Origin of the sequence: Rhodococcus sp. NPDC057014 (assembly GCF_042673295.1) — a bacterium.
Classification (GTDB): Bacteria; Actinomycetota; Actinomycetes; order Mycobacteriales; family Mycobacteriaceae; genus Rhodococcus_F.
On record NZ_JBHUSF010000131.1, the window covers coordinates 1 to 23,057 of the forward strand.

At 69.1% G+C, this 23,057-nt stretch carries 22 protein-coding genes; 14 read left to right on the plus strand and 8 right to left on the minus strand.

Annotated features, from left to right (window positions below):
* Together ACFTZB_RS23845 and ACFTZB_RS23850 are read left to right on the plus strand one after the other, a co-directional pair.
* The coding region (locus ACFTZB_RS23845) for an FAD-binding protein (protein ID WP_378434639.1) at positions 1-1,386 on the plus strand (1,386 nt) is incomplete at its 5' end.
* Positions 1,376-2,242, plus strand: a complete 867-nt coding sequence (locus tag ACFTZB_RS23850) for a MaoC/PaaZ C-terminal domain-containing protein (protein WP_378434641.1) — start codon at positions 1,376-1,378, stop codon at positions 2,240-2,242. The genes ACFTZB_RS23845 and ACFTZB_RS23850, both read left to right, overlap by 11 nt.
* 98 nt (positions 2,243-2,340) lie before the next feature.
* Here ACFTZB_RS23850 and ACFTZB_RS23855 read toward each other — a convergent pair whose 3' ends face one another.
* Both ACFTZB_RS23855 and ACFTZB_RS23860 read right to left on the minus strand, forming a co-directional pair.
* Complete coding sequence (locus tag ACFTZB_RS23855) at positions 2,341-3,675, minus strand: MFS transporter (RefSeq protein ID WP_378434643.1); 1,335 nt, start codon at positions 3,673-3,675, stop codon at positions 2,341-2,343.
* A 218-nt stretch (positions 3,676-3,893) separates the two neighbouring features.
* Positions 3,894-4,631 (minus strand): GntR family transcriptional regulator, encoded by a 738-nt coding sequence (locus tag ACFTZB_RS23860; RefSeq protein ID WP_378434645.1) that lies wholly within the window; start codon positions 4,629-4,631, stop codon positions 3,894-3,896.
* A 206-nt stretch (positions 4,632-4,837) separates the two neighbouring features.
* On the opposite strand from ACFTZB_RS23860, the gene ACFTZB_RS23865 reads away from it, so the two are divergent.
* The 4 genes from ACFTZB_RS23865 (at position 4,838) to ACFTZB_RS23880 (ending at position 9,554) form a co-directional block, all read left to right on the plus strand.
* Positions 4,838-6,175, plus strand: a complete 1,338-nt coding sequence (locus tag ACFTZB_RS23865; RefSeq protein WP_378434647.1) for an enolase C-terminal domain-like protein — start codon at positions 4,838-4,840, stop codon at positions 6,173-6,175.
* Entirely contained in the window at positions 6,172-7,638 is a 1,467-nt protein-coding gene (locus tag ACFTZB_RS23870) for an aldehyde dehydrogenase (NADP(+)) (protein ID WP_378434649.1), read from the plus strand. Before ACFTZB_RS23865 ends, ACFTZB_RS23870 begins: the two co-directional genes overlap by 4 nt.
* On the plus strand, positions 7,638-8,855 hold the full coding sequence (locus ACFTZB_RS23875; RefSeq protein WP_378434651.1) for a fumarylacetoacetate hydrolase family protein: 1,218 nt from the start codon (positions 7,638-7,640) through the stop codon (positions 8,853-8,855). The genes ACFTZB_RS23870 and ACFTZB_RS23875 overlap by 1 nt, the downstream gene beginning before the upstream one ends.
* A gap of 198 nt (positions 8,856-9,053) precedes the next feature.
* Positions 9,054-9,554 carry a C40 family peptidase gene (locus ACFTZB_RS23880; RefSeq protein WP_378434680.1) on the plus strand — a complete coding sequence of 167 codons (501 nt, stop codon included), beginning with the start codon at positions 9,054-9,056 and terminating at the stop codon, positions 9,552-9,554.
* On the opposite strand, the gene ACFTZB_RS23885 is transcribed toward ACFTZB_RS23880, so the two are convergent.
* Genes ACFTZB_RS23885 through ACFTZB_RS23905 form a run of 5 tightly spaced genes read right to left on the minus strand, consistent with a single transcriptional unit; the run spans position 9,533 to position 13,489 of the window.
* Positions 9,533-9,847, minus strand: coding sequence for a hypothetical protein (locus ACFTZB_RS23885; RefSeq protein ID WP_378434653.1), 315 nt, complete (start codon positions 9,845-9,847; stop codon positions 9,533-9,535). The genes ACFTZB_RS23880 and ACFTZB_RS23885 overlap by 22 nt on opposite strands.
* The gene (locus ACFTZB_RS23890; protein ID WP_378434655.1) at positions 9,844-11,067 is read right to left on the minus strand and encodes a DUF58 domain-containing protein; all 1,224 of its coding nucleotides are present in this window, start codon (positions 11,065-11,067) and stop codon (positions 9,844-9,846) included. The genes ACFTZB_RS23885 and ACFTZB_RS23890 overlap by 4 nt, the downstream gene beginning before the upstream one ends.
* Before the next feature lie 30 nt (positions 11,068-11,097).
* Positions 11,098-12,054: an AAA family ATPase gene (locus ACFTZB_RS23895; protein ID WP_378434658.1), complete on the minus strand. Its 957-nt coding sequence runs from the start codon at positions 12,052-12,054 to the stop codon at positions 11,098-11,100.
* On the minus strand, positions 12,051-12,533 hold the full coding sequence (locus ACFTZB_RS23900) for a hypothetical protein (RefSeq protein WP_378434660.1): 483 nt from the start codon (positions 12,531-12,533) through the stop codon (positions 12,051-12,053). Before ACFTZB_RS23900 ends, ACFTZB_RS23895 begins: the two co-directional genes overlap by 4 nt.
* Complete coding sequence (locus tag ACFTZB_RS23905; RefSeq protein WP_378434662.1) at positions 12,515-13,489, minus strand: DUF4129 domain-containing protein; 975 nt, start codon at positions 13,487-13,489, stop codon at positions 12,515-12,517. Before ACFTZB_RS23905 ends, ACFTZB_RS23900 begins: the two co-directional genes overlap by 19 nt.
* A 122-nt stretch (positions 13,490-13,611) precedes the next feature.
* Between ACFTZB_RS23905 and ACFTZB_RS23910 the strand changes: the two genes are divergently transcribed.
* On the plus strand, positions 13,612-14,922 hold the full coding sequence (locus ACFTZB_RS23910; protein WP_276137959.1) for a TrpB-like pyridoxal phosphate-dependent enzyme: 1,311 nt from the start codon (positions 13,612-13,614) through the stop codon (positions 14,920-14,922).
* Between the two features lie 43 nt (positions 14,923-14,965).
* On the opposite strand, the gene zapE is transcribed toward ACFTZB_RS23910, so the two are convergent.
* The gene (gene zapE / locus ACFTZB_RS23915; RefSeq protein WP_378434683.1) at positions 14,966-15,883 is read right to left on the minus strand and encodes a cell division protein ZapE; all 918 of its coding nucleotides are present in this window, start codon (positions 15,881-15,883) and stop codon (positions 14,966-14,968) included.
* Between the two features lie 146 nt (positions 15,884-16,029).
* Here zapE and ACFTZB_RS23920 point away from each other — a divergent pair, with 146 nt between their 5' ends.
* The 7 genes from ACFTZB_RS23920 to uraD form a co-directional block, all read left to right on the plus strand.
* On the plus strand, positions 16,030-17,277 hold the full coding sequence (locus ACFTZB_RS23920) for a DUF6986 family protein (RefSeq protein WP_378434665.1): 1,248 nt from the start codon (positions 16,030-16,032) through the stop codon (positions 17,275-17,277).
* 87 nt (positions 17,278-17,364) lie between these two features.
* Positions 17,365-18,360 carry an allantoicase gene (alc, locus tag ACFTZB_RS23925; RefSeq protein WP_378434667.1) on the plus strand — a complete coding sequence of 332 codons (996 nt, stop codon included), beginning with the start codon at positions 17,365-17,367 and terminating at the stop codon, positions 18,358-18,360.
* Positions 18,357-19,289, plus strand: a complete 933-nt coding sequence (gene puuE, locus ACFTZB_RS23930) for an allantoinase PuuE (protein WP_378434669.1) — start codon at positions 18,357-18,359, stop codon at positions 19,287-19,289. The genes alc and puuE overlap by 4 nt, the downstream gene beginning before the upstream one ends.
* Positions 19,290-19,299: 10 nt before the next feature.
* Positions 19,300-20,013 (plus strand): GntR family transcriptional regulator, encoded by a 714-nt coding sequence (locus ACFTZB_RS23935; RefSeq protein ID WP_378434671.1) that lies wholly within the window; start codon positions 19,300-19,302, stop codon positions 20,011-20,013.
* A 178-nt stretch (positions 20,014-20,191) separates the two neighbouring features.
* Positions 20,192-21,733 carry an NCS1 family nucleobase:cation symporter-1 gene (locus ACFTZB_RS23940; RefSeq protein ID WP_378434673.1) on the plus strand — a complete coding sequence of 514 codons (1,542 nt, stop codon included), beginning with the start codon at positions 20,192-20,194 and terminating at the stop codon, positions 21,731-21,733.
* Positions 21,734-21,743: 10 nt separating this feature from the next.
* Positions 21,744-22,472, plus strand: coding sequence for an aspartate/glutamate racemase family protein (locus ACFTZB_RS23945; RefSeq protein ID WP_378434676.1), 729 nt, complete (start codon positions 21,744-21,746; stop codon positions 22,470-22,472).
* Between the two features lie 74 nt (positions 22,473-22,546).
* On the plus strand, positions 22,547-23,057 hold a 511-nt coding region (gene uraD / locus ACFTZB_RS23950), incomplete at its 3' end, for a 2-oxo-4-hydroxy-4-carboxy-5-ureidoimidazoline decarboxylase (protein WP_378434678.1).

Genomic DNA, 23,057 nt, shown 5'->3' on the forward strand with positions numbered 1-23,057 from the left:
TGGGTGCCCGAATCCTCCTACTCCTCCCCGGCGGCCCCGGGCGGTCGGCTCGGCGGACGGTCCGTCGAGCCGACCCCGTTCGACGGCCGGAAACTCGGCGCCGACCTCGCGAAGCTCGAACCCGATTACGTCAAGGCCCCGTCGAACTTCGTGATCACCCAGGCGGATTACCGCTGGCTGAACCTGCTGATGCGCAACCCGCGCGGTCCGCTGCGGGCCGCCCGGGTCGGGCTCCGGTTCCTCGGCGCCAAGCTCACCGGCAAGCGCCTGCTCGTCCGCGGTCAGGCCCTCGTCGCCGGATTGCAGGCCGGGCTGAAGGCCGCCGGCGTCCCGATCCTGCTCGACACCCCGCTCACCGACCTGTACGTGGAAGACGGCGTGGTCAAGGGCGTCAACGCCACGGTCGACGGACAGCCGCAGGTGTTCCGGGCGCGCCGCGGCGTGGTGATCGCGTCGGGCGGATTCGAGCACAACGACGAGGCCCGCAAGAAGTACCAGCGGGCGCCGATCGGCACCGAATGGACCGTCGGCGCGAAGGCCAACACCGGCGACGGCATCTGGGCGGGCGAAAAGCTCGGTGCCGCGCTCGATCTGATGGAGGACGCGTGGTGGGGGCCGTCCATCCCGCTCACCGGCGGGCCGTGGTTCGCGCTGTCCGAGCGGAGCCTGCCCGGCTGCATCATGATCAACGAATCCGGCAAGCGCTTCGTCAACGAATCGGCGCCGTACGTCGAGGCGACGCACGCGATGTACGGCGGGACGTACGGCCAGGGCGACGGACCGGGTGAGAACGTCCCGTGCTGGCTCGTCCTCGACCAGCGGTACCGCGACCGGTACGCGTTCGCCGGCGTCACCCCGCGGTCCCCGTTCCCCGGTCGCTGGCTGAAGGCCGGTGTCATCGTCAAGGCCGGCACCGTCGCCGAACTGGCCGGGAAGATCGGCGTTCCCGTCGACGCACTCACCGAAACGGTCTCGCGTTTCAACACTTTCGCCCGCAACGGCAAGGACGAGGACTTCGGCCGCGGCGAGAGCGGATACGACCATTACTACGGGGATCCCCGCAACAAGCCGAACCCGAGCCTCGGCGCGCTCGAGAAGGCGCCGTTCTTCGCCGTCAAGATGGTTCCGGGCGATCTCGGCACCAAGGGTGGGCTGCGCACCGACCGCAGCGCCCGCGTGCTCCGGAAGGACGGCAGCACCATCGAGAACCTCTACGCGGTGGGCAATGCCAGCGGACCGGTGATGGGCCACACCTACGCCGGCCCCGGCGCGACCATCGGTCCGGCGATGACGTTCGGCTACCTCGCGGTTCTCGATATCCTCGACAAGTCCGCCCAGTCCGACTCGCCGACGTCACTGACCGGAGACGCCACCAATGCCCATTGATCCCAGCATCGCCATCGGGGCCGAACTGCCCACCCAGGAGTTCTCCTGGACCAGTTCCGACGTCCAGCACTACCACCTCGCTCTCGGCGCCGGAGCGCGCCCGCTCGACGAGAAGGAGTTGCGCTACCTGACCGACGGGACACCGCAGGTACTTCCGACGTTTGCCACGGTCGCGGCGAATTTCCACGCCACCGAGGCGCCGAGCGTGTCGTTCCCGGGAGTCGAGATCGACCTCGCCAAGGTCGTCCACGGCACCCAGGAAGTGACCGTGCACCGGCCGATTCCCCCGGAGGGCAAGGCCCGCACCACCACCCGCATCGCCGAGGTGTGGGACAAGGGCAAGGCCGCCGTCATCGTGCAGGAATCGGCGACCACCGACCTCGACGGCACTCCCCTGTGGACCGGGCGGTCGTCCATCTTCGCCCGCGGCGAAGGCGGTTTCGGCGGTGAGCGCGGCCCGTCCCGGTCCGTCACGTTGCCCGACCGGCCCGCCGACGTCGAGGTCGACACCCCCGTCCTCCCGCAGCAGGCACTGATGTACCGGATGTGCGGTGACCGCAACCCACTGCATTCCGACCCTAAGTTCGCCTCCGCCGCAGGGTTTCCCGCCCCCATCCTGCACGGCCTGTGCACGTACGGAATGGTGTGCAAGGCGGCTGTGGACGCGGTCCTCGACTCCGACGCAGCGCGGGTCGCGGGATTCCGGGTCCGGTTCGCCGGCGTCGTGTTCCCCGGCGAGACACTGCACACGCGGATCTGGAAGGAACAGGGCAGACTCCTCATCTCGGCGACGGTCCCCGAGCGCGATCACGCCCCGGCCCTGACCGACGTGGTCCTGACCGTGGCCGAGGGATGACAGTCAGCGTTCACGCGCAGCCGGAACGATCACGCCCTCGATCGGATGGCCCCAACCTGCTGAGAGGGTGGGGCCATCCGTTCCGGTGAGCAGGTCGCTCAATGCGGGGAAGCTTGGGGTGCAGCGACTTTCAGCGGTTCGATCTTGCCCATGACGAACAGGTAGTTGGCCGCACCGAGCAGGGCCACCGCGCCGATCACGGCGAGTGGGGCCATGTAGGAGCCGGTGCGGTCGACGAGGACTCCGATGACGACCGGGGTGAAGATGCCGGCCAGGTTGGAGGCGAAGTTCTGGATTCCCCCGATCGACCCGACGTGGTTCGAGCTGGGTGCGACGTCGGCCGGGAGGGACCAGATGCCGGTGGCGGCGATGGTGAGGCTCGAGTAGGCCAGCGACAGGAGGGCGAGTGCCATCCAGGCCTCGGGGACGGCGGCCGCGAACATGATGACGGAGCCGCCGGCCAGGCCTCCGGCAATCTGGGTCTTGCGGACAACGGTGATCGAGTGTCCCCGGCGGACTGCGCGGTCGGCGAGCAGGCCGCCGATCCAGCCGCACGCGACGGCGCACACTCCGGGCAGGGCGCCGAACATGCCGAGCTTAAGCAGGTCGAAGCCGCGTTCGCTGACGAGGTAGCTGGGGAAGAAGGTGATGAAGAAGTAGATCGCGCTGTTCAGGCAGAAGAAGCCGAACATCATGCTCAGGATGGTGCGGTACCGGAACAGCGCCCGCCACGGCAACTTCGCGGCCGCGGCGTCGTCGTTCTCGGCGCTGCGGGCTCCGCCGTCTTCGATGTGCGCGAGTTCGGCTGCGTCGACGCGCGGGTGCTCCTGCGGGCTGCGGTAGAACTTCCACCAGGCGAATGCCCACACCACGCCCAGCGCGCCGATGATGACGAATACGCCGTGCCAGGTGGTGAACGAGATGATGAGCGCAACGATCGGCAGCGCGATCACGGCGCCGACACGGGATCCCGAGTCCCAGATGCTCGTCGCGAAAGCCCGCTCGCTCCTCGGGAACCACGTGGCGACGACCTTCGCGGACGTGCTCGGGGCCGGGCTCTCACCGACACCGAGGAGGAAGCGGACCGCGAACAGCGAGCCGAACCCGCGGGCGAGCGAGGTCGCCATCGTGCACACCGACCACCACAGGGCGGCGATGGTGAACGATCGCCGTGGTCCCACCTTGTCGACGTACCATCCGGCGGCGAGTTGGCACACGTCGTAGGCCCAGAAGAAGGCCGCGAAGATCAGGCCCTGCTGGGTGCCGGTGAGATGGAAGTCCTCGCCCATGAACGGCAGGGCGACGCTCAGGCTCGACCGGTCGAGGTAGTTGATGCTCAGCCCGACGAAGGCGAGCCAGATGATCGCCCAACGCGTGCGCGTCATGGTGCGCGGTGCTCTCACGTCGGTTGCACGTCCTACTGCAGTACTCATGTGGGGTCTCCCTGACCTGACCATTGTGTCTCTCGGATGCGGGTGCCGAGCCGGGTGGAGGTGTCGATCGACGAGCCGGATCGTATAGGAACCAACTTGATCGTATAGGGAGCATGGAATCAGGTGATCGCCGTCACTGTCAAGGGTGCGGGCGGGACGGGCACTGTTTTCGAGTCGGCCGACGGCCGGGATCGCCCGCGAAGGTGTCGAGGGCGCGCCTAGCGGACGACGCGCATCGCCGAGGACGGCCGCGCCGCGTCGGGGTCGAGCGCCGGGAGGGTGCCGTCGAAGGCCTGCGCGAATCGGGTGAAAGAGTTCCGAATGTGGTCGGCCATGGCCTGCTCGGCCGCCTCCGGCGTGCAGGCGCGGATCGCGTCCCACACGCGGCGATGCTCGGTGACGGTGACGGTTCCGTCGACATCGGCAGGGTAGAGCCGGAAAATGTGCAGGTGGCAGTGCGTTTGCTGAAACGCCTGCTGGACCACGCGGTTACCGGCCGCGCCGAGGATGGTGTCGTGAAAGCGGGTGTCGTGCGCGACGAGGTCCTGCCGCAGGTCGCCGCCCTCGTCGATCCGCCGTTCGAAGACCTCCAGCTCCCGATCCAGGCCGGCGCTCGGATTCGTAAGGCGGTCCACTGCCGCCGACCGTGCAGCCCACGGTTCGACGAGCAGGCGGAACTCGAACAGAGAGCGCAATTCCGGCAGACCGAGCAGAGGGGTGGTGCTGTATCCGCGACCGGGGCTGTAGACGACCAGGTTGTCGCCCTCCAGTCGTTGCAGCGCCTCCCGGACCGGTGTCTGCGACACCCCGAGCTCACGCGCGATGGCGTCGATGTTCATCCGGGTGCCCGGCGGTATCTCGCTGGCCACGATGGAGTCGCGTAGCGACGAATAGACCTCGCCCGCTGCCGCTTTCGGCGCGGACTTCGGAGCGTCGGACACCTCTCGCCGGGGCATGACTACCTCATTTCATTCCTCGGGCTGCCACAGCGACGTGGCAGGTCACGGGCATGACGACTCTATACGCCCGGCGTCGGGTCTCGGTCGATCAGGCGCAGTGCACGCGGTCGGTGACGCGGCCCGGATTCCAAATCGGGGTTGACGCCCATCACAGCACCTATATGATTACGGCTATTCCTATACGATTCTCGGAAGAGAGCGCCATGTCTCACATTGCTTCCATCACCACCGCCGACGTCCGGTTCCCGACCTCGTTGGAACTCGACGGCTCGGATGCAGTCAACGTCGACCCCGACTACTCCGCCGCCTACGTCACGATCCGGACGGACGCCGGCGAGGAAGGCCACGGCTTCGTCTTCACCTGCGGCCGCGGCAACGACGTCATCACGCACGCTATCGACGCCTACGCACAGTTGCTCGTCGGCCGGAACGTCGAGGAATTGATCTTCGACCTCGGTGGTGCGTCCCGACGGCTGGTCCACGACTCGCAGCTGCGGTGGCTGGGTCCGGAAAAGGGGGTGAGCCAGATGGCATGCGGCGCACTGATCAACGCGCTGTGGGACATTCGCGCGAGGCGTGAGGGCAAGCCGCTGTGGCTCCTGCTCAGCACGATGACACCGGAAGAGATCGTCGACGTCGTCGACTTCACCCACATCCGCAACGCACTCGACCCGGCGGGGGCCCTCGACCTCCTGCAGCGCGCCGGTTCCGGCAAGGCCGACCGCATCGCCGCCCTGCAATCAGACGGATATCCCGCCTACACGACATCACCGGGATGGCTGGGCTACAGCGACGACAAACTTGTCCGGCTCAGCAAGGAGGCCGCCGCCGACGGCTTCGCCATGATCAAACTCAAGGTCGGCGGCAGCATGGAGGACGATCTGCGCCGCCTCGCTCTCGCCCGGGACGCGGTCGGCGACCTGCCCATCGCTATCGACGCCAACCAGCGCTGGGAGGTCCCCGAGGCCATCGACCGGGTCAACCGGCTCGCGCAGTTCGACCCGTACTGGATCGAGGAACCGACCAGCACCGACGACATCCTCGGGCACGCCGACATCCGCAAGGGCGTCGCGCCGACCCGCGTCGCCACCGGTGAGGCCGTCGCCAACCGGATCGTGTTCAAACAGTTGCTGCAGGCGCAGGCGATCGACGTGCTCCAACTGGATTCGACCCGGGTTGCGGGAGTGAACGAGAACATCGCCACGATCCTGCTCGCCGCACGCTTCGGCGTCCCGGTGTGCCCGCACGCGGGTGGGGTCGGGCTGTGCGAACTCGTCCAACACTTTTCGTTCTTCGACTACGCCGCCGTCAGCGGGTCGCAGGAGGGCCGCATGATCGAGTACGTCGACCACCTGCACGAGCACTTCGTCGAACCCGTCCGGATCGTCGGAGGACGCTACGCCGCCCCGACACTGCCCGGCATCGGCGCCGAGATGCTCGCCGGGTCGCGGGATCGTTGGGTCTTCCCCGACGGGGCCGGCTGGCGCGAGGTGAACGGCCGCGCAGCCACCACCTCCGCCGGGGTGGAGGTCGCATCGTGACCACGTCCCCCGAAGACCTGAATCGGGCGGTGGAGACGGCGCACGCCGCCTTCGAGAAGGCCCGCACGGTCACGCCCGACACCCGCGCCGGCTGGCTCGAAGCCGTCGCGGACGGCCTGGAAAGCGACGCGGCCGCTCTGGTCGAGATCGCCGCCCGTGAGACCCATCTCGCAATTGCCCGACTGCACGGGGAACTGCGGCGCACCACCTTCCAGCTCCGGCTGTTCGCCGACGAGATCCGCCGGGGTGAACATCTCGACGCCACCATCGACCACGCGGACGAAACCTGGGGGATGGGGCCGCGTCCCGACATCCGGCGTGTCAACGTGCCGTTGGGTGTCGTCGGTGTCTTCGGGGCGTCGAACTTCCCCTTCGCCTTCAGTGTGATGGGCGGCGACAGCGCGTCGGCGCTCGCCGCCGGATGTGCCGTCGTCCACAAAGCCCACGACGGACACCCCGATCTCGCCGCACGCACCGCGGCTGTCGTGGTCGCCGCACTGGAGGCCGCCGGTGCCCCCACCGGTCTCTTCGCGCTCGTGACCGGGCGGCCCGCCGCGGAGGCACTGGTCGATCATCGTCTGGTCAAGGCAATAGGTTTCACCGGATCCACTACTGGTGGTCGTGCGTTGTTCGACCGCGCGGCGGCGCGTCCCGAACCGATTCCCTTCTACGGCGAACTCGGTGGCATCAACGCGGTTTTCGTCACCGGATCCGCATGGAAGCGCCGCCGCGACGCCATCCTCGCCGGTTTTGCGCAGTCCTTCACACTCGGTATGGGACAGTTCTGCACCAAACCCGGACTGCTGTTCGTCCCGGCAGGAGACACCGATGACCTCGCGCGGACACTGGCCGATGCTCTCGACGGATTCGAGCCCACCGCACTACTCAACGAACGCCTGCACACCGGATACCGCAAGGCGGTGACCGCTGTCCGAAGCAATCCTGGTGTCACCGCGGTCATCGCCGGAACCGATCAGGCGGAGCCGACCCCGACAGTGCTCCGTACCACCGCGACGCACGTCCGGACGAACCCGGAACTGTTGCGGCAGGAAATGTTCGGTCCGGCGAGCTTCGTCGTCGAGTACGACGACGAAGCCGAGTTGACAGGTCTTGCACGACTTCTCGACGGGCAGCTCACCACCACGCTGCAGGCCGACACCGACGACGACGTGACCGAACTGGCCGCCATTCTCGCCGACATCAGTGGCCGGGTGCTGTGGAACGGCTGGCCGACCGGAGTGACCGTCAGTTACGCCCAGCACCACGGCGGTCCGTATCCGGCGACCACCTCGACAACCACCTCGGTGGGCACCGCCTCGATCCGGCGATTCGTCCGCCCCGTCGCGTATCAGTCCTTTCCCGCCGCACAGTTACCCGAACCGGTGCAGGACACGAACCCGTGGGGCGTGGCACAGCGGGTCGACGGTCGGTGGCGACACCCGGATCGGAAGGAATCGGAATGATGACGGTCGACCAAATCTTGCCCGACGACGCCGACCGTGCGCGTCTGGTCGGGAGGGTGTGGGACGTCGAGACGGGAGGCCCCCGGGTGGTCGCGATCCGTGGCGGCGACGTCTTCGATCTCGCCGCCGCCGCCGGGACCGTCTCGGATCTGCTCGAGTCGTCCAGCGTCGTCGCCGACATCGACGCAGCCACGACGACGCCGCGCTGGCGGCTCGACGACCTCCTCGATGCGTCGGCCGTCCAGGATCCGAGCCGCTCCCGCCTTCTCGCTCCGATCGACCTGCAGGTCGTCAAGGCATGCGGCGTCACGTTCGTCGACAGCATGATCGAGCGCATCATCGAGGAACGTGCGGCGGGAGATCCGAACCGGGCAGCGCAGATCCGGGCGTCCATCGGGCAGGCGATCGGCGGTAGCATCGCCGCACTACGGCCGGGATCGCCCGAAGCCGCCGCGGCCAAACGCATCCTGCTCGACGAGGGCCTGTGGTCGCAGTACCTCGAGGTGGGCATCGGTCCCGACCCCGAGGTATTCACGAAGGCCCCGGTGCTGTCGTCGGTGGGCTGGGGCTCGAAGATCGGCGTCCCGGCATTCTCGTCGTGGAACAACCCCGAGCCCGAACTGGTGCTGGTCGTGAACTCGGCGGGCCACATCGTCGGAGCCACGCTCGGCAACGATGTCAACCTGCGCGACGTCGAAGGCCGCAGCGCTCTACTGCTCGGGAAAGCGAAGGACAACAACGCCTCGAGCGCCCTCGGACCGTTCCTGCGGCTGTTCGACGAGCACTTCACCCTCGAGACCGTCCGGAAGGAGGAGATCCGGCTCCGGGTCGACGGTCCGGACGGCTTCGTGTTGGAGGGAACGAACAACGTCGAAAGGATCAGCCGTACCTTCGAAGATCTCATCGCGGCGACGATGGGCGATCACCACCAGTACCCCGACGGTATCGCCCTCTATACCGGAACGCTGTTCGCTCCCACCGTAGACCGCGACGTGCCGGGCCACGGGTTCACGCACCATCCCGGTGATGTCGTCACCATCCGAAGTCGTCACCTCGGAACGCTCGTCAACGAGGTCGGTGCCACCGAAACCTTGCCCGCGTGGACCTTCGGGCTGCGGCAGTTGTTCGACTACCTCCACACCGGTGCCGTGCATCGCGCCGCCGCTGATCGCAGACAGCTCCGAGGTCTCCCGATCGATGCCACGTCAGGTCGGTGACAGTTACCGAAATTTGACCGAATTCGCCCAGTTCGGGCGGATGTTCGCAATTGCCGGGCACGGCGGGGCAACACTTTGTACGCTGTCCGTGACCTCATCGAGACGTGTCAACCGATGGTCGGGGCGGTTCCACGGCTCTCCACGAGCAGTAGCGAACAAAGGGGGGACCTCGTGTCCCAGCGCAGACCTCTCCGTCCCGTGCGCCGTGCCGCCGTTGCCGGTGCTCTCGCGTTCTGTGCCACCGCTCTCGTCGCTTTTCCCGCGAATGCCGCACCGGTGGCGGGCAGTTCCGACAGCGGCAGCACCGGCGGCAGTTCGATGGGTTCTTCCGTCCTTCCGACGCCCATCCCCACTCCGACGGGGCTGGCCGCGCTCGCGGCCGCGACCACCCAGACGGGCAAGCCCTATCTGTGGGGTGGGACGGGTCCGGACGCGTGGGACTGCTCGGGTCTGGTGCAATGGGCATTCCGGCAGGCCGGGGTGAACCTGCCGCGCACCACCTGGGAGCAGGCCGAGGTCGGCGCCCCCATTCCGCTGTGGGCGCTGGCTCCCGGCGACATCGTGGTGCTCAACGACGACGCGTCGCACATCGGCATCTACGCGGGCTTCGGTCAGGTCTTCAACGCGTACGGGCGCGGCGTTCCGGTGGGTCTGGCGCCGCTGTCGCAGTTCCACATCTACAGCATCCGCCGGTTCTGACGGTCGCCGACGTACGGCCACACCGCGACGACGAACAGCACCACCACCGCGACCGGTCCGAGCAGGGCCGCCCACGCGGGCACATCCGGCAGTGCCGCCGCCAGCACGGCCACGGCGCCGGCGGCGACCGCTCCCAGCAGGAGCATCGGGATTCCTCGGGCGGGACCGACGTAGGCGACGAGCAGCAGTGCCGTCGCCGCGACCCCGGCAGCGGCCGCCGCGGGTGCGGACGCGTCCCCCAGGACGAGCGCGATAAGCGCCCCCTGTACCGCGAGCACCGCAACCCATCTCATCGGTGCGCTCCCGACGGCCTGCGGGCCCGGTCCGCGAGAGCCAGCGCCAGATCCAGTGCGGAATCGTCCTCCCACGCCACCACCGGGATCCCGAGGACACCCATGTTCCGGTACATGTTCCGCCGCTCGAGCCGCCACATCCGGCCGGTCATCGGATCGAGTTCGTGCTCGAACGGCGGGCCGCGGAGGACGTCGACGGCCACGACGACGTGACCGCGCCGCCGCAACTCCAGCAGCGACAGCGCGAACCCGGTGTCCAGCATGGTGGAGAACGCGATGACCACCGCCCGCGGCGGCAACGCGACCCGCGGGACCAGCGTGCCTTCAGCCGCGCCCTCCTCGGAGTCGAGGACGGTGTCGAGGATCCGGTAGAACTGCCTGCGCCCGATGTCGGCGCCGAGCCACCGCAGCCGGAGACCGTGGGCGACGACCCCGGCCCGATCGCCGCGCTGCAGGGCCGTCTGCACCACCTGAGTCGCCCCGCGGACGGTGCGGTGCAGACTCTCCGACGCCGGTCCGGGCGCCTGCGGGGTGGTGTCGAGTACGGCGACGACGTCCGCGGCGCGGTCCATGATCCGTTCGGTCACGTGCAGCCTGCCGCGACGGGCACTGACGGGCCAGTTGACGCTGCGCAGCGGATCTCCCGGGGCGTGCGGCCGGATGTCGCCGAATTCGACTCCCGAACCGAATCGGCGGGTGCGGTGCGCGCCGATGCGGTCCGGAAGCGGGGCGCGCGGGAGTGGCGTCGGCATCGGCGGTGCGAGCGGAAAGATCCGCAGTTCCGCGGCGGGCACCCGCGCCGTCGCGGTCAGCAGGCCGCCGCCCGCCCGTGCCGTGACGATCACTGCGGGTTCGTATCGACCCCACCGGTCCGCCGACACCAGGTACTCGCCGTCACCGGTCTGCTCGACCCGGTAGCTGTCGGACGGCGCCGGTGTCACCGCCAGCTCCGCCGCGCCGCCGCACGTCGTCACGTCCACCGAGAACCGCACGGATTCGGATTCGAAGCACCGCAGCGTGCCGCCCGAACTGTCGACCCGCACACCGGTGGCCGGTCGCGGCAACCACGTCAGCGCACCGAGCGCGCCCAGCATCGGGGCGGCGAACACCATCAGTTCCCACCACCGCCCCACGACACCCACGGTCAATGCCACGGCCGCGCAGGTCGCCAGGGCGAGGGCCGCCGGCGACGCCCGCCACGTCAGCGGCTGCTCGGTCATCGTGCTCTCGCCGTCATCGCGCTCTCGGCGTCATCGTGCCCTCGGCGCGGGGAGGCGGCGCAACAGTTCCGCGAGGACGTCGTCGCTGCGGATACGGCGCACCCACATCTCCGGTCGCAGGCTGATGCGATGCGCGACGGCGGGAACGGCCAGCGCCTTGATGTCTTCGGGAATGACGAAGTCGCGGCCGGCGAGGAGGGCGCGTGCCCGCGCCAGTTGGACGAGGTCGAGTTCCGCGCGGGGACTGGCCCCGACCTCGACCTGCGGGTGGTGCCGGGTGGCGTTCGCGAGTGCGACGACGTACCCGAGGACGTCGTGATGAACACTGACCTGTTCGAGCGACTCCCGCATCGCCAGGAGGTCGGCGGCATCGACCACCTGCTCGACGACGACGGCGGCGGATCCCCTGTCCAGCCGGCGGCGCAGCATCTCGTGCTCGTCGGTCTCGGTGAGGTACCCCAGTCTCAGGCGGAGCGTGAACCGGTCCAGCTGCGCCTCGGGCAGCGGGTAGGTGCCCTCGTATTCGATGGGGTTGTCGGTGGCGAGCACGACGAAGGGACGCGGCAGGATCCGGGTGGTGCCGTCGACGCTGACCTGCCCCTCGGCCATGGCCTCGAGCAGCGCGGCCTGGGTCTTGGGCGGGGTGCGGTTAATCTCGTCGGCCAGCAGCAGGTTGGTGAAGATCGGGCCCGGACGAAACTCGAACCGTCCCGACGGCATGTCGTAGATGGTGGCGCCGAGCAGGTCGGCGGGCAGTAGGTCGGGGGTGAACTGGACGCGTGTGAAGTCGAGCCCGAGCGCGGCGGCGAAAGAGCGGGCCACCAACGTCTTTCCGAGCCCGGGCAGATCCTCGATGAGCACGTGCCCGCCCGCGAGCACGGCGAGCAGAATCGACGTGAGTTCGTCGTGCTTGCCGACCACCGCCCGTTCGACCTCCGCCAGCACGGCGTGGGCGCGCGCGGTGGTGACCTGGGCGGGCATCGTCACAACTGCTCCAGTCGTTGCAGGATCCGGTCGAGGACGTCCCGGCCCGGACCGGGCTCCGTCCTGTCGATGCGCTGAACGCCGTCGGGATCGACCCACCGCCACAGGTCGCCGAAGAACACTTCACCCGCGGCGGCGGTGTCGGCGGGGTCGAGTCCCTGCCGCTGTCCGGTGGACTGCTGGAATTCGCGCGCCAGCAACGGACGCAAATGGTGATCCCAGTCGCCGCGTGTACCGTCCGCCCAGCTGATCAACGATTCTGTCCGTGCCATCCAGCGGGCCGTTGCCTCGGCTCGTTCCGCTTCCAGACCCAACGCTTCGCCGTCGACGTCTGCGGGTGCCATCCGTCGCCGAATCTCGAACAGCACCAGCGCCGTCACCGCTCCCGCGATCAGCACGGCGGCGCCGTACCGGCCCGCGGCCACCAGCGGGACCTCCACGGCCAGTACCGCTCCGACCCCGATTACCGCGACGGCAAGCACGCGTCGCTCCCCAGGTCGGCGAGCACGCGCCGGAGCAGGTCCGCGGCCTCGTCGCGGTGCAGTTCGCCCATCGGATGCAGGCTGAACCTCGCCTCCGAGAACAGCCGCACCAGCGGCGCCGCCGCCTCGAAACGCAGCGCTCCGAGTTGCACTGCGCGAGCCAGTACTTCGGACGGTGTGTCCGAATCCCGCGGCTCGGCGCCCGGCGCCGTCCGCAACGCGTCCTCCATCGCGGCGTAACTGGCGATGATGGCCTCGCGCGGCGGCAGACCGGTGGCCACGACCACGGCGAGACCTTCCTCCGCGGCCCGGGCCAGCGACTGCGCGCCTGCCGGAGCGTCGGGGGAACTCGCCGCGGTCCAGGCGCCGACCCGGGACCTGAGGGGACGCCGCGCCACGGCACCGAGGATCAGCACCGTCACCAGAATCGGTCCGACAATGGCTGCCGCGGTCCACAATTCCGCGAGATCCTCACGGGTCTCGGCGACCGTGTCGGGCGGCAGGACCGTCTCGGTGGGAACCACCCGGTCGGTGCGGTCGGCCCCCTCGTCGGCGGTCTGGGTCGTCGTCGAGCGCTGACGGCCCGGGGGTTCGTCGCCACGGACGGATCCGAGGAGGAACGCCACAGCCACGAGAAGGGAGGCGAACACCGCCCACCCGACCACGTGCCGGCGCGAGACCGAGGACCCGGTGTTCCCGGTCGGCCCGACCGCCGGCGGGTCGGGGGCGACCCGTGGCCGTCCGCCGCGCACGGCCGACGCGAGTGCCACGGCCGCGACGACGACCGCGATCGCGGACAGGACGACCAACGCGCGCGTCGCCCCCGCACCCGGCTCCGCCGTTGTGGCGGGGGTGTCGGATGCGGGGACCGCCCTGACCACAAGCGTGACCGTCACGACGGCCGCCAGCAGGGCAACCGTGTGGACGACCCTGCTCATCACCCGACGGTCCGGCATCCTCACTCCCGAGTTGCCCCTCCATCGTGACACGCGGAGACCGCGAAAATCACTCGTTCACGACGGCGGACAGCGCAGCATGTTCTGCGGCGCATCCATCGACGAAGGAGAGTTACTCGACCATGTCCCCGGTAACCGGAGCAGAACTGGCTCGTTCATTGGAACCTCTGGGGGTTGCGGTCCCCTCGGCCGTTCCCACACACTGGTACAACCTGGCGGCGGATCTTCCGGAACCCGTTCCGCCGCATCTGCATCCGGGCACTCGCGAGCCGCTGGGGCCGGAGGACCTGGCGCCGCTGTTTCCGGCGAGCCTGATCGAGCAGGAGGTCGCGACCGACCGCTACATCGAGATCCCCGAGACGGTTCGGGAGATCTACGGCATGTGGCGTCCGTCGCCGCTGGTGCGGGCGCATCGGCTCGAGCGGGCGCTCGGCACCCCGGCGCGGATCTACTACAAGTACGAGGGTGTGAGCCCGGTCGGCTCGCACAAGCCGAATACGGCTGTCGCGCAGGCCTACTACAACGCCCTCGAGGGCACCACCAAGCTCACCACCGAGACCGGCGCCGGCCAGTGGGGCGCGTCGTTGTCGTTCGCCGGTGCGCTGCTCGGTCTCGACGTCGAGGTGTGGCAGGTTCGCGCGTCCTACGACGCGAAGCCCTACCGCCGACTCCAGATGGAGGCGTACGGCGGCATCTGTCATCCGTCGCCGTCCGACCTCACCGAGGCGGGCCGGGCGATTCTCGCCGAGCACCCCGACACGACGGGGTCGCTGGGCATGGCGATCAGCGAGGCCGTCGAGGTTGCCGCCCAGGACCCGCGCGCGCACTACTCACTGGGCAGTGTCCTCAACCACGTCATGCTCCACCAGACCGTGATCGGCCAGGAGGCCATGGCCCAGCTGGAGGAGGCCGGCGAGCCGGTCGCGCACACGGTATTCGGTTGCGCCGGCGGCGGTTCCAACCTTGCCGGCCTGACGTTCCCGTTCCTCGGCCGCAACTTGCGCGAGGGCACCACCACCCGCCTCGTCGCGTGTGAGCCGGCGGCCTGCCCGTCGCTGACGCAGGGCGAGTACCGCTACGACTTCGGCGACGTCGCCGGTCTGACGCCGCTGTTGAAGATGTACACGCTGGGCAACGACTTCGTTCCGCCTGCGATCCATGCCGGCGGCCTGCGGTACCACGGCATGTCGCCGATGGTCTCGCACGCCGTCGCCCTCGGACTGATGGAGGCGACCGCGATCGAACAGGACGACGCACTCACCGCGGGCCTGCTGTTCGCCCGCGCCGAAGGCATCATCCCCGCGCCGGAATCCACGCACGGTGTGGCCGCGGCCATCGCGCATGCCCGCACGGTCACCGAACCGGAGGTCGTGGTCATCGGATTGTCCGGCAACGGCCAGCTGGACCTGCCCGCGTACAGCCGGTACGTGTGATCGATGTGCCGAGGCAGATCCACGTACGGGTCTGCCTCGGCGGTCACCGGCGCAGCGTCGACAACCGGCTCGCCAGGCGGTCCGCGTCGAGGGTCCCCGTGAGTCCGCTGAACATGCCCTCCCACGGCGCGTCCGCCACGACGGTCAACGCGGTGCCGCGGTCGTACAGCACGTCGACGACGTTCGCGAACCGTCGCACGGTGTCCGTGCCTGCGTCCCGCAACCGGGGCACACCGGTGATCACCCAGCAGCGGTACTGCTCGGACAGGTCGAGGTAGTCGGCGGGCGCGGTCGGGGTGCCGCACAGCGCCGCGAACTCGAACCAGACCGTCCGGTCGCGTACCGCCGCTGCCGTCACGGTCCGCGTGCCGACGGTCAGTGCAACTCGCTCGGACGGGGCCGGAACCTCCACTTCGGACGCATTGACGAAGCGGCCGGCGGCGAATCCGTTCTCCGACGTGACCGCCGTGCGATAGTCGACGGGTCCGGCCACCCGCACGACGGTCAGATTCTGCTCCAGCACGGTGATCGTCGGCGCGAACAGGTGGTGGAACAGCGGGTTGGGCAGCAGTCCTTCGGGCGGATAGTTCGACGTCACGACCAGCGTGATGCCGCGGGCGAACAGCGCCTTCAGCAGCCGCGCCACCAGCATCGCGTCCCCGACGTCGTGGAGGTGGAATTCGTCGAAGCACAGCAGCCGGACGTCGCCGAGCGTCGCGTCGATCGCGAGGTCGATGGACCCCAGCGCGTGCGCGTCGGCGTGGAGGCTGCGGAAGAACGAGTGAAAGTGCACGCGCCTTCTCGGGACGTCGGAAGCCGCGTGGAAGCGGTCCATCAGCCACGTCTTGCCCCGTCCGACGGGCCCCCACAGGTACACGCCGCGAACCCCGGGTCTCCCCTGCGCCAGGCCGTCGGCGGTCTCGTCCAGGACTGCCGCGGCCGAGCGCTGCGCGTCGTCCAGCAGAACCTCTACATTCACGGAAGGAGACATTACGAACGGGGAGTCTCGGGCGACAAGCAGATGTGAGCAGGGAGACTGTGCGACGCGACGGCCCGAACGCGGCAGACCAGGCGACGAGAATCCCGCATTTCTGGGAAGATCGTGACGTGAACCCCCAGTACCTCAGCCGTCTCCCCGACAGCGGTTTCGATCGCGTCGACGCACTCCTCGCGCCCGTCGACGACGACCTCGCGGCGGCGTTTCCGGGTGACCGGCAGCAACCGCAGCCCATCCACACCGTCTACGTGAGCGCGGCGGACGCCGGCCCGGACACTCCGAGGGTGTGGGGTGAGCAGGCTGTCGAACTGCTGGACAGGTACACGGAGGCACTGTCCGAAATCGGCACGACCGGTGCACTTCCCGACGTGCGTGCGACGCTCGAGCGCAGCCCGATCCAGGATCTGCGGATCGACTTCGAGGACGGCTACGGCTGGCGGAGCGACGACGTCGAGGACGCGGCCGCACTGGAGACGGGTCGCACACTGCGACAGCTGTCGTCCGACCTGTCCGGACCGCGGTCGCTGGGGATCCGCGCGAAGGGCCTGGCGCCGCACGAGCGCCGCCGCGGCATCCGCACGCTCGAACTCGTCCTCGAAGGCGCGGGTGGGGTTCCCGACGGCTTCGTGTTCACCGTGCCGAAACTGCGTGCAGCCCAGCAGGTCACCGCCGTCGTCGCGTTGTGCGAGGAACTGGAGAGCGCGTACGGGCTCCCCGACGGGTCGCTGCGCTTCGAGTTGCAGATCGAGAGCCCGCAGGCCGTCCTCGGTCCGGACGGCACCGTGACCGTCGCGAAGGCGATCCAGCTCGCGGAAGGTCGCTGCACCGGATTGCACTACGGCACTTACGACTACAGCGCGGCCTGCGGAATCGCCTCCCGGTTCCAGTCGCTCGAGCACCCGGTGGCCGACCACGCCAAGTCCGTGATGCTGGTGGCGGCGGCCCAGACCGGGGTGTGGGTGTGCGACGGATCCACCCAGGTGGTCCCGCAGGGCGGCGACGAGGAGATCCGCGCCGCGCTGGCCCGGCACTACCGGCTCGTCACCCGTTCGCTCGAACGCGGGTACTACCAGGGATGGGACATGCATCCCGGGCATCTGATCACCCGCTGGCTCGCGACGTTCGACTTCTACCGCGACGCCCTGCCCGGCGCGGCCACCCGCCTGCAGGCCTACCTCGACCGCCAGGGCGGCGGGGTGATGGACGAACCGGCCACCGCGCAGGCCCTCGCGACGGTGGTGCTGCGGGGGCTGGCGTGCGGAGCGTTCGACGAGGACGTGGTCCGCGTGCAGGCCCCCGGATGCACGGTGGACACGCTCCGCGACCTCCTCACCCGAGCGGTGGTCCCGGAGATCTGACCGCCTCCCCGCCCGCGAGGACCACCCGCACCACCGCCTCCGAGGTCCTACACTGGCCCCACGCCCGATCAGGAGGTACCAGCACCCGTGACCCCGAACGCCTTGACCCCGCCCAGCTTCCGGAGTCTGCCGGACCTGGCCGTACGCACACTCGGCGGCGCCGTCGTGTGGGCCAACGACGAGCTGTTCGCCGAGCGGGAGAACCTCATCCGCCCGACGGCCGCCGAGTACCAGCCGGCGACGTTCGGGCACAAGGGTCAGGTGTACGACGGCTGGGAGACCCGCCGGCGCCGGGTGGCGGGCACGGACGAGGCGATCGTCCGGCTCGGGGTTCCCGGTGTGGTGCGCGGCGTCGTGGTCGACACCGCCTGGTTCAAGGGCAACTACCCGCCGGAGATCTCCGTGCAGGCCGCGTCCGTCGACGGCTACCCGTCCTCCGACGAACTGGTCGCCGCCGACTGGACCACGATCGTCGAGCGCAGCCCCGTTCAGGGTGACACCGAGAATCCGTTCGCGGTCGACTCCGGCGCACGGTGGACGCACGTGAAGCTCACGATGCACCCGGACGGCGGCGTCGCCCGGCTCCGGGTGCACGGCGAGGGCCGTCCCGACCCCCGTTTCCTCGACGCAGGCCCCGTCGATCTCGCGGCCCTCGAGAACGGCGCCCGAGTCACGTCCTGTTCCAACATGTTCTACGGGTCGCCGCAGAACATGCTGCTCCCCGGTCTCGCCCGGGTGATGGGCGACGGCTGGGAGACGTCCCGCCGCCGCGACGACGGTAACGACTGGGTCGAGATCCGGCTCGCCGCCCAGGGCACGGTGTCGCTGGCCGAACTCGACACGTCCTACTTCCTCGGCAATGCCCCCGGTGAGGCGAGCCTCCTCGGCCGGGACGGCGACGGCGAGTGGACGGAACTGCTCCCGCGGACGCGCCTGCAGCCCGACACGAGGCACCGCTTCGTCATCGACAGCGACCGGCCCGTCACGGAGGCCCGGCTCGACATCTTCCCGGACGGCGGCATGGCGCGGTTGCGGTTGTGGGGTTCCCTGACCGACGCGGGTCGGGCAGGGTTGACGGCATGACTCACGGTTTCGATGACAGCTATCCCCGTGACCTGGTCGGATACGGGCCGCACCCGCCCGATCCGCAGTGGCCGGGCGGCGCGAAGATCGCTGTCCAGTTCGTCCTCAACTACGAGGAGGGCGCCGAGAACAACGTCCTCCACGGCGACGACGCGTCGGAGACGTTCCTGTCCGAGATGGTCGGTGCGCAACCGTTCCCGAACCGGCACATGAGCATGGAATCGATCTACGAGTACGGTTCCCGCGCCGGGTTGTGGCGGGTGCTGCGGGCGTTCGAACGGCGCGGACTGCCGCTCACGATCTTCGCGGTGGCCAAGGCCATGCAGCGGAACCCGGAGGCCGTCAGCGCGTTTCGCGAACTCGGCCACGAGATCGCCTGCCACGGCCTGTGGTGGAAGTCGTACCAGCTGTCCGACGAGGACGCCGAACGCAGGGACCTGGCGGAGGCCGTGGAGATCCTGCGGGACCTCACCGGTGAGGCGCCGCTGGGCTGGTACACCGGCCGCGACTCCCCGCTCACCCGGAAGCTGGTGGTCGAGCACGGCGGCTTCGAGTACGACTCCGACTCGTACGCCGACGACCTGCCGTACTGGGTGAAGGTCGACGCCCCCGGGAAGGGCCTCGTCGACCATCTGGTGGTGCCGTACACCCTCGACACCAACGACATGCGGTTCGCCTCGCCCGGCGGTTTCCCGAGCGGCGAACAGTTCTTCGCGCACCTGCGGGACGCCTTCGACGTCCTGTACGCGGAGGGCACGGCCGGGGCGCCGAAGATGCTGTCCGTGGGTCTGCACTGCCGCATCGTCGGCAGGCCCGCCCGCACCGCGGCGCTGGAGCGTTTCCTCGACCACGTGCAGTCCCACGACGACGTGTGGGTCGCCCGCCGCATCGACATCGCCCGCCACTGGCGCACCGTCCACCCGGCCTGAGGACGGCCCGATGCCCCCACGAAGACCGTCTGTGCTGGTCGCGAACCTGGCCAACCGGGATCCCGGCAGCTCGCAGACCGTGATCCTGGAGGAACTGCGCCGGGTGATCCTCAGCGGCGGCGCCCCGCCGGGCACCCCGATTCCGGTGGACGAGGTGGCCGAGCACTTCGGTGTCAGCCGCATCCCGATCCGGGAGTCGCTGAAGACGCTGATCGGTGAGGGTCTCGTCGATCACCGGGCCAACGCCGGATACACCGTCGCCCGGCTGACCGTCGACGAACTCGAGGAGCTCTACCTGGTGCGGGGCGTCCTCGAGTCGGCGGCGCACTCGGTGGCCATCACCCTGGCCGACGAGGCCGACGACACGAGGGCCCGGGAGACGTACGCGGCGCTCGACCGCTCGGTTCTCGAGGACGACCTGACCGCGTACCACCGGGAGAGCCGCAACTTCCACCTCGCCCTGGCGTCGCCGTGCCGGATGCAGCGGCTGCTGCACATGTTCGAGGCGGCGTGGAACATCACCGAGCCGGTGCAGCCGATGTCGCAGGTCGACACCCCGGAGCGGCTGCGGCTGCACCTCGGACACCGCGACATGCTCGCGGCGTTCCTCGCCCGGGACGCCGCCGCGCTGAAGGCGGCCACCGATCGGCACAACGAACAACTCGACACGGTGATCGCGGCCCTGCCCACGGACACCGGAATCTTCCGGGACACGCCCGGGTAGGCCGGGCGGCAAGATATATTCTCGGCCCGACCGGGCGCCCGCGAGAATATATCTTCGCCGTCACAGTCAGGAAATATCCGAAAACTACTTTTGCTCCCAGCGCTTCGGTGGTGTGCTTTTCACCGAGGCACCCTCACGTCGAAGCAGTCGTCTCCGGACTGCACCAGGGAGCAAAACGATGACTCAGACAGCGCCCTCCTCCTCCGAAGGGGAAACCGTCCCCGGTGCACACCTGGCCGGCGCCGGGCTGATCAAACCCGGCTACCACCCTCGACTGACCAACGACGACCTCGCGCCGCTGAAGACCCAGTCGTGGTCGTCGTACAACATCTTCGCGTTCTGGATGTCCGACGTGCACAGCGTCGGCGGGTACGTCACCGCGGGCAGCCTGTTCGCGCTCGGGCTGACCAGCTGGCAGGTCCTCGTCGCCCTGGTGGTCGGCATCGCGATCGTCAACGTGTTCGCGAACCTGGTGGCCAAGCCCAGCCAGGTCACCGGTGTCCCCTATCCGGTCATGTGCCGCAGCGCCTTCGGCGTCCTGGGGGCGAACGTCCCGGCCGTCATCCGCGGACTCATCGCGGTGGCCTGGTACGGAATCCAGACCTACCTGGCGTCACACGCGTTCGTGATCCTCGGTCTGAAGATCTGGCCGGGCCTGGCGCCCTGGGCGGACGTGCACGAGCACGGATTCCTCGGACTGTCGGCGCTCGGCTGGGCCGGCTTCATGACGATGTGGGTGCTGCAGGCGCTGGTCTTCTGGCGCGGCATGGAAAGCATCCGCAAGTTCATCGACTTCTGCGGCCCCGCCGTCTACGTCGTGATGTTGATGCTCGCCATCTATCTGATCAGCGAGGCCGGCTGGTCGAACATCAGCCTGAACCTCGGCGAGGTGAACTACACCGGCTGGTCGGCCGTTCCCGTGGTGCTGGGCGCGATCGCCCTTGTCGTGTCGTACTTCTCGGGCCCGATGCTCAACTTCGGCGACTTCTCCCGGTACGGAAAGACGTTCGCCGCGGTCAAGCGCGGCAACTTCCTCGGACTCCCGGTGAACTTCCTGTTCTTCTCGATCCTCACCGTCGTCACCGCGTCGGCGACGCTGCCCGTGTACGGCCGCCTGATCACCGATCCGGTCGAGACGGTCGCGCAGATGGACAACCTGTTCGCCGTCGTCCTCGGCCTGCTCACCTTCATCGTCGCCACCATCGGCATCAACATCGTCGCCAACTTCGTGTCCCCGGCCTTCGACTTCTCGCACGTCAGCCCGCAGCGCATCAGCTGGCGCACGGGCGGAATGATCGCCGCCGTCGGATCGGTCCTGATCACCCCGTGGAACCTGTACAACAACCCGGAGGTGATCCACTACACGCTCGAGACACTCGGCGCCTTCATCGGGCCGCTGTTCGGAATCCTCATCGCGGACTACTACCTGGTGCGCAGGCAGCGGATCGTCCTCGACGACATGTTCACCATGTCGCACGACGGAACATACTGGTACAAGAAGGGTTACAACCCGGCCGCGATCATCTCCACCGTCGTCGGCGCGATCGTCGCGATGGTTCCCGTGATCCTCAAGGCCCAGCCGTTCGGCCTCGACGTGTGGGGCATGGCCGGCGCCGCCCAGTACTCGTGGTTCCTGGGCATGGGCATCGGATTCCTCTGCTATTTCGCGCTGTCCACCGGCGCGCGTCGTGCGCACCGCACGGCCCCGGCCGAGGTGTAGGTCGAGGAACGTGCACATCAAGATCGTCAATCCCAACACCACCCGGGCGATGACCGACAAGATCGGCGACTGCGCCCGCTCCGTCGCCGGGCCCGGGACGCTCGTCGAGGCGGTGAGCCCGCGGATGGGCCCCGCCTCGATCGAGAGTCATTACGACGAAGCACTCAGTGTCCCCGGGCTTCTCGAGGAGATCGCGCGCGGCGAGGAGGCCGGCGTGGACGGGTACGTGATCGCCTGCTTCGGCGACCCGGGTCTCGACGCGGCGCGGGAACTGGCCTCCGGCCCCGTGCTCGGCATCGCCGAGGCGGCCATGCACACCGCGAGCTTCCTCGGCCGCGGGTTCAGTGTCGTCACGACACTCGGACGCACCCGGGGACGGGCGTGGGAACTCGCCGAACGGTATGGCATGCAACGCTTCTGCCTCGGGGTGCACGCGTGCGAGATCGCGGTCCTCGACCTCGACCGCGACCCGGACGCGGTGAAGGTGATCACCGAGGCCTGCCGCGTCGCCCTCGACCGGGACGGTTCGGACGCGATCGTGCTGGGCTGCGCGGGCATGGCGGACCTGTGCGCCGTCATCTCGGCGGAACTCGGCGTGCCGGTGGTCGACGGCGTGGCAGCCGCGACCCTCATGGTGCAGTCCCTCGTGACGCTCGGTCTGCGGACCGGCGCGCGCGGCGAGTTCGCAGCTCCCCTGCCCAAGAAGTACACCGGACTGCTCGAGGGCTTCGGCCGCTGACCCCGAATGGCTGCGCCCTGTGCGCCATAGTGGTAGCCAGAGGTACCGAAAAGGCGCACGAGCGAGGAGCCGTCATGACCGAACCGCCCGGCCTGATCGCGTTCAACGCACTGAGCGACGCGAGGGCCGTCGACCTGCTGGTGCAGTGCTGCGCGTCGACGGTGTGGGCGCAGCGGGTGGCCGCCGGGCGGCCGTTCCCGTCCGCCGACGCGCTGCACACCGCCGCCGACGACGTGCTGGCCGACCTGACCGAGTCCGAGGTCGACGCGGCGCTGGCCGGTCATCCGCGGATCGGCGACCGCGCGGACAACCCGTCGTCGGCGCGCGAACAGTCGGCGGTCGCGTCCGCCGACGACGACGTCCGCGCGCGCCTGCGGTCGGGCAACGAGGAGTACGAGCAGAAGTTCGGGCACGTCTACCTGGTGTGCGCGTCCGGTCGGTCGGCGCAGGAACTGCTCGACGTGCTGCACGCGCGTCTCGGCAACGACGCCGCGACGGAGCGCAGGATCCTGCGGACCGAGCTGGCCGCCATCAACCGGTTGCGCCTGGAACGCCTTCTCGGCGAGATCGGAGACGGAGCCGACT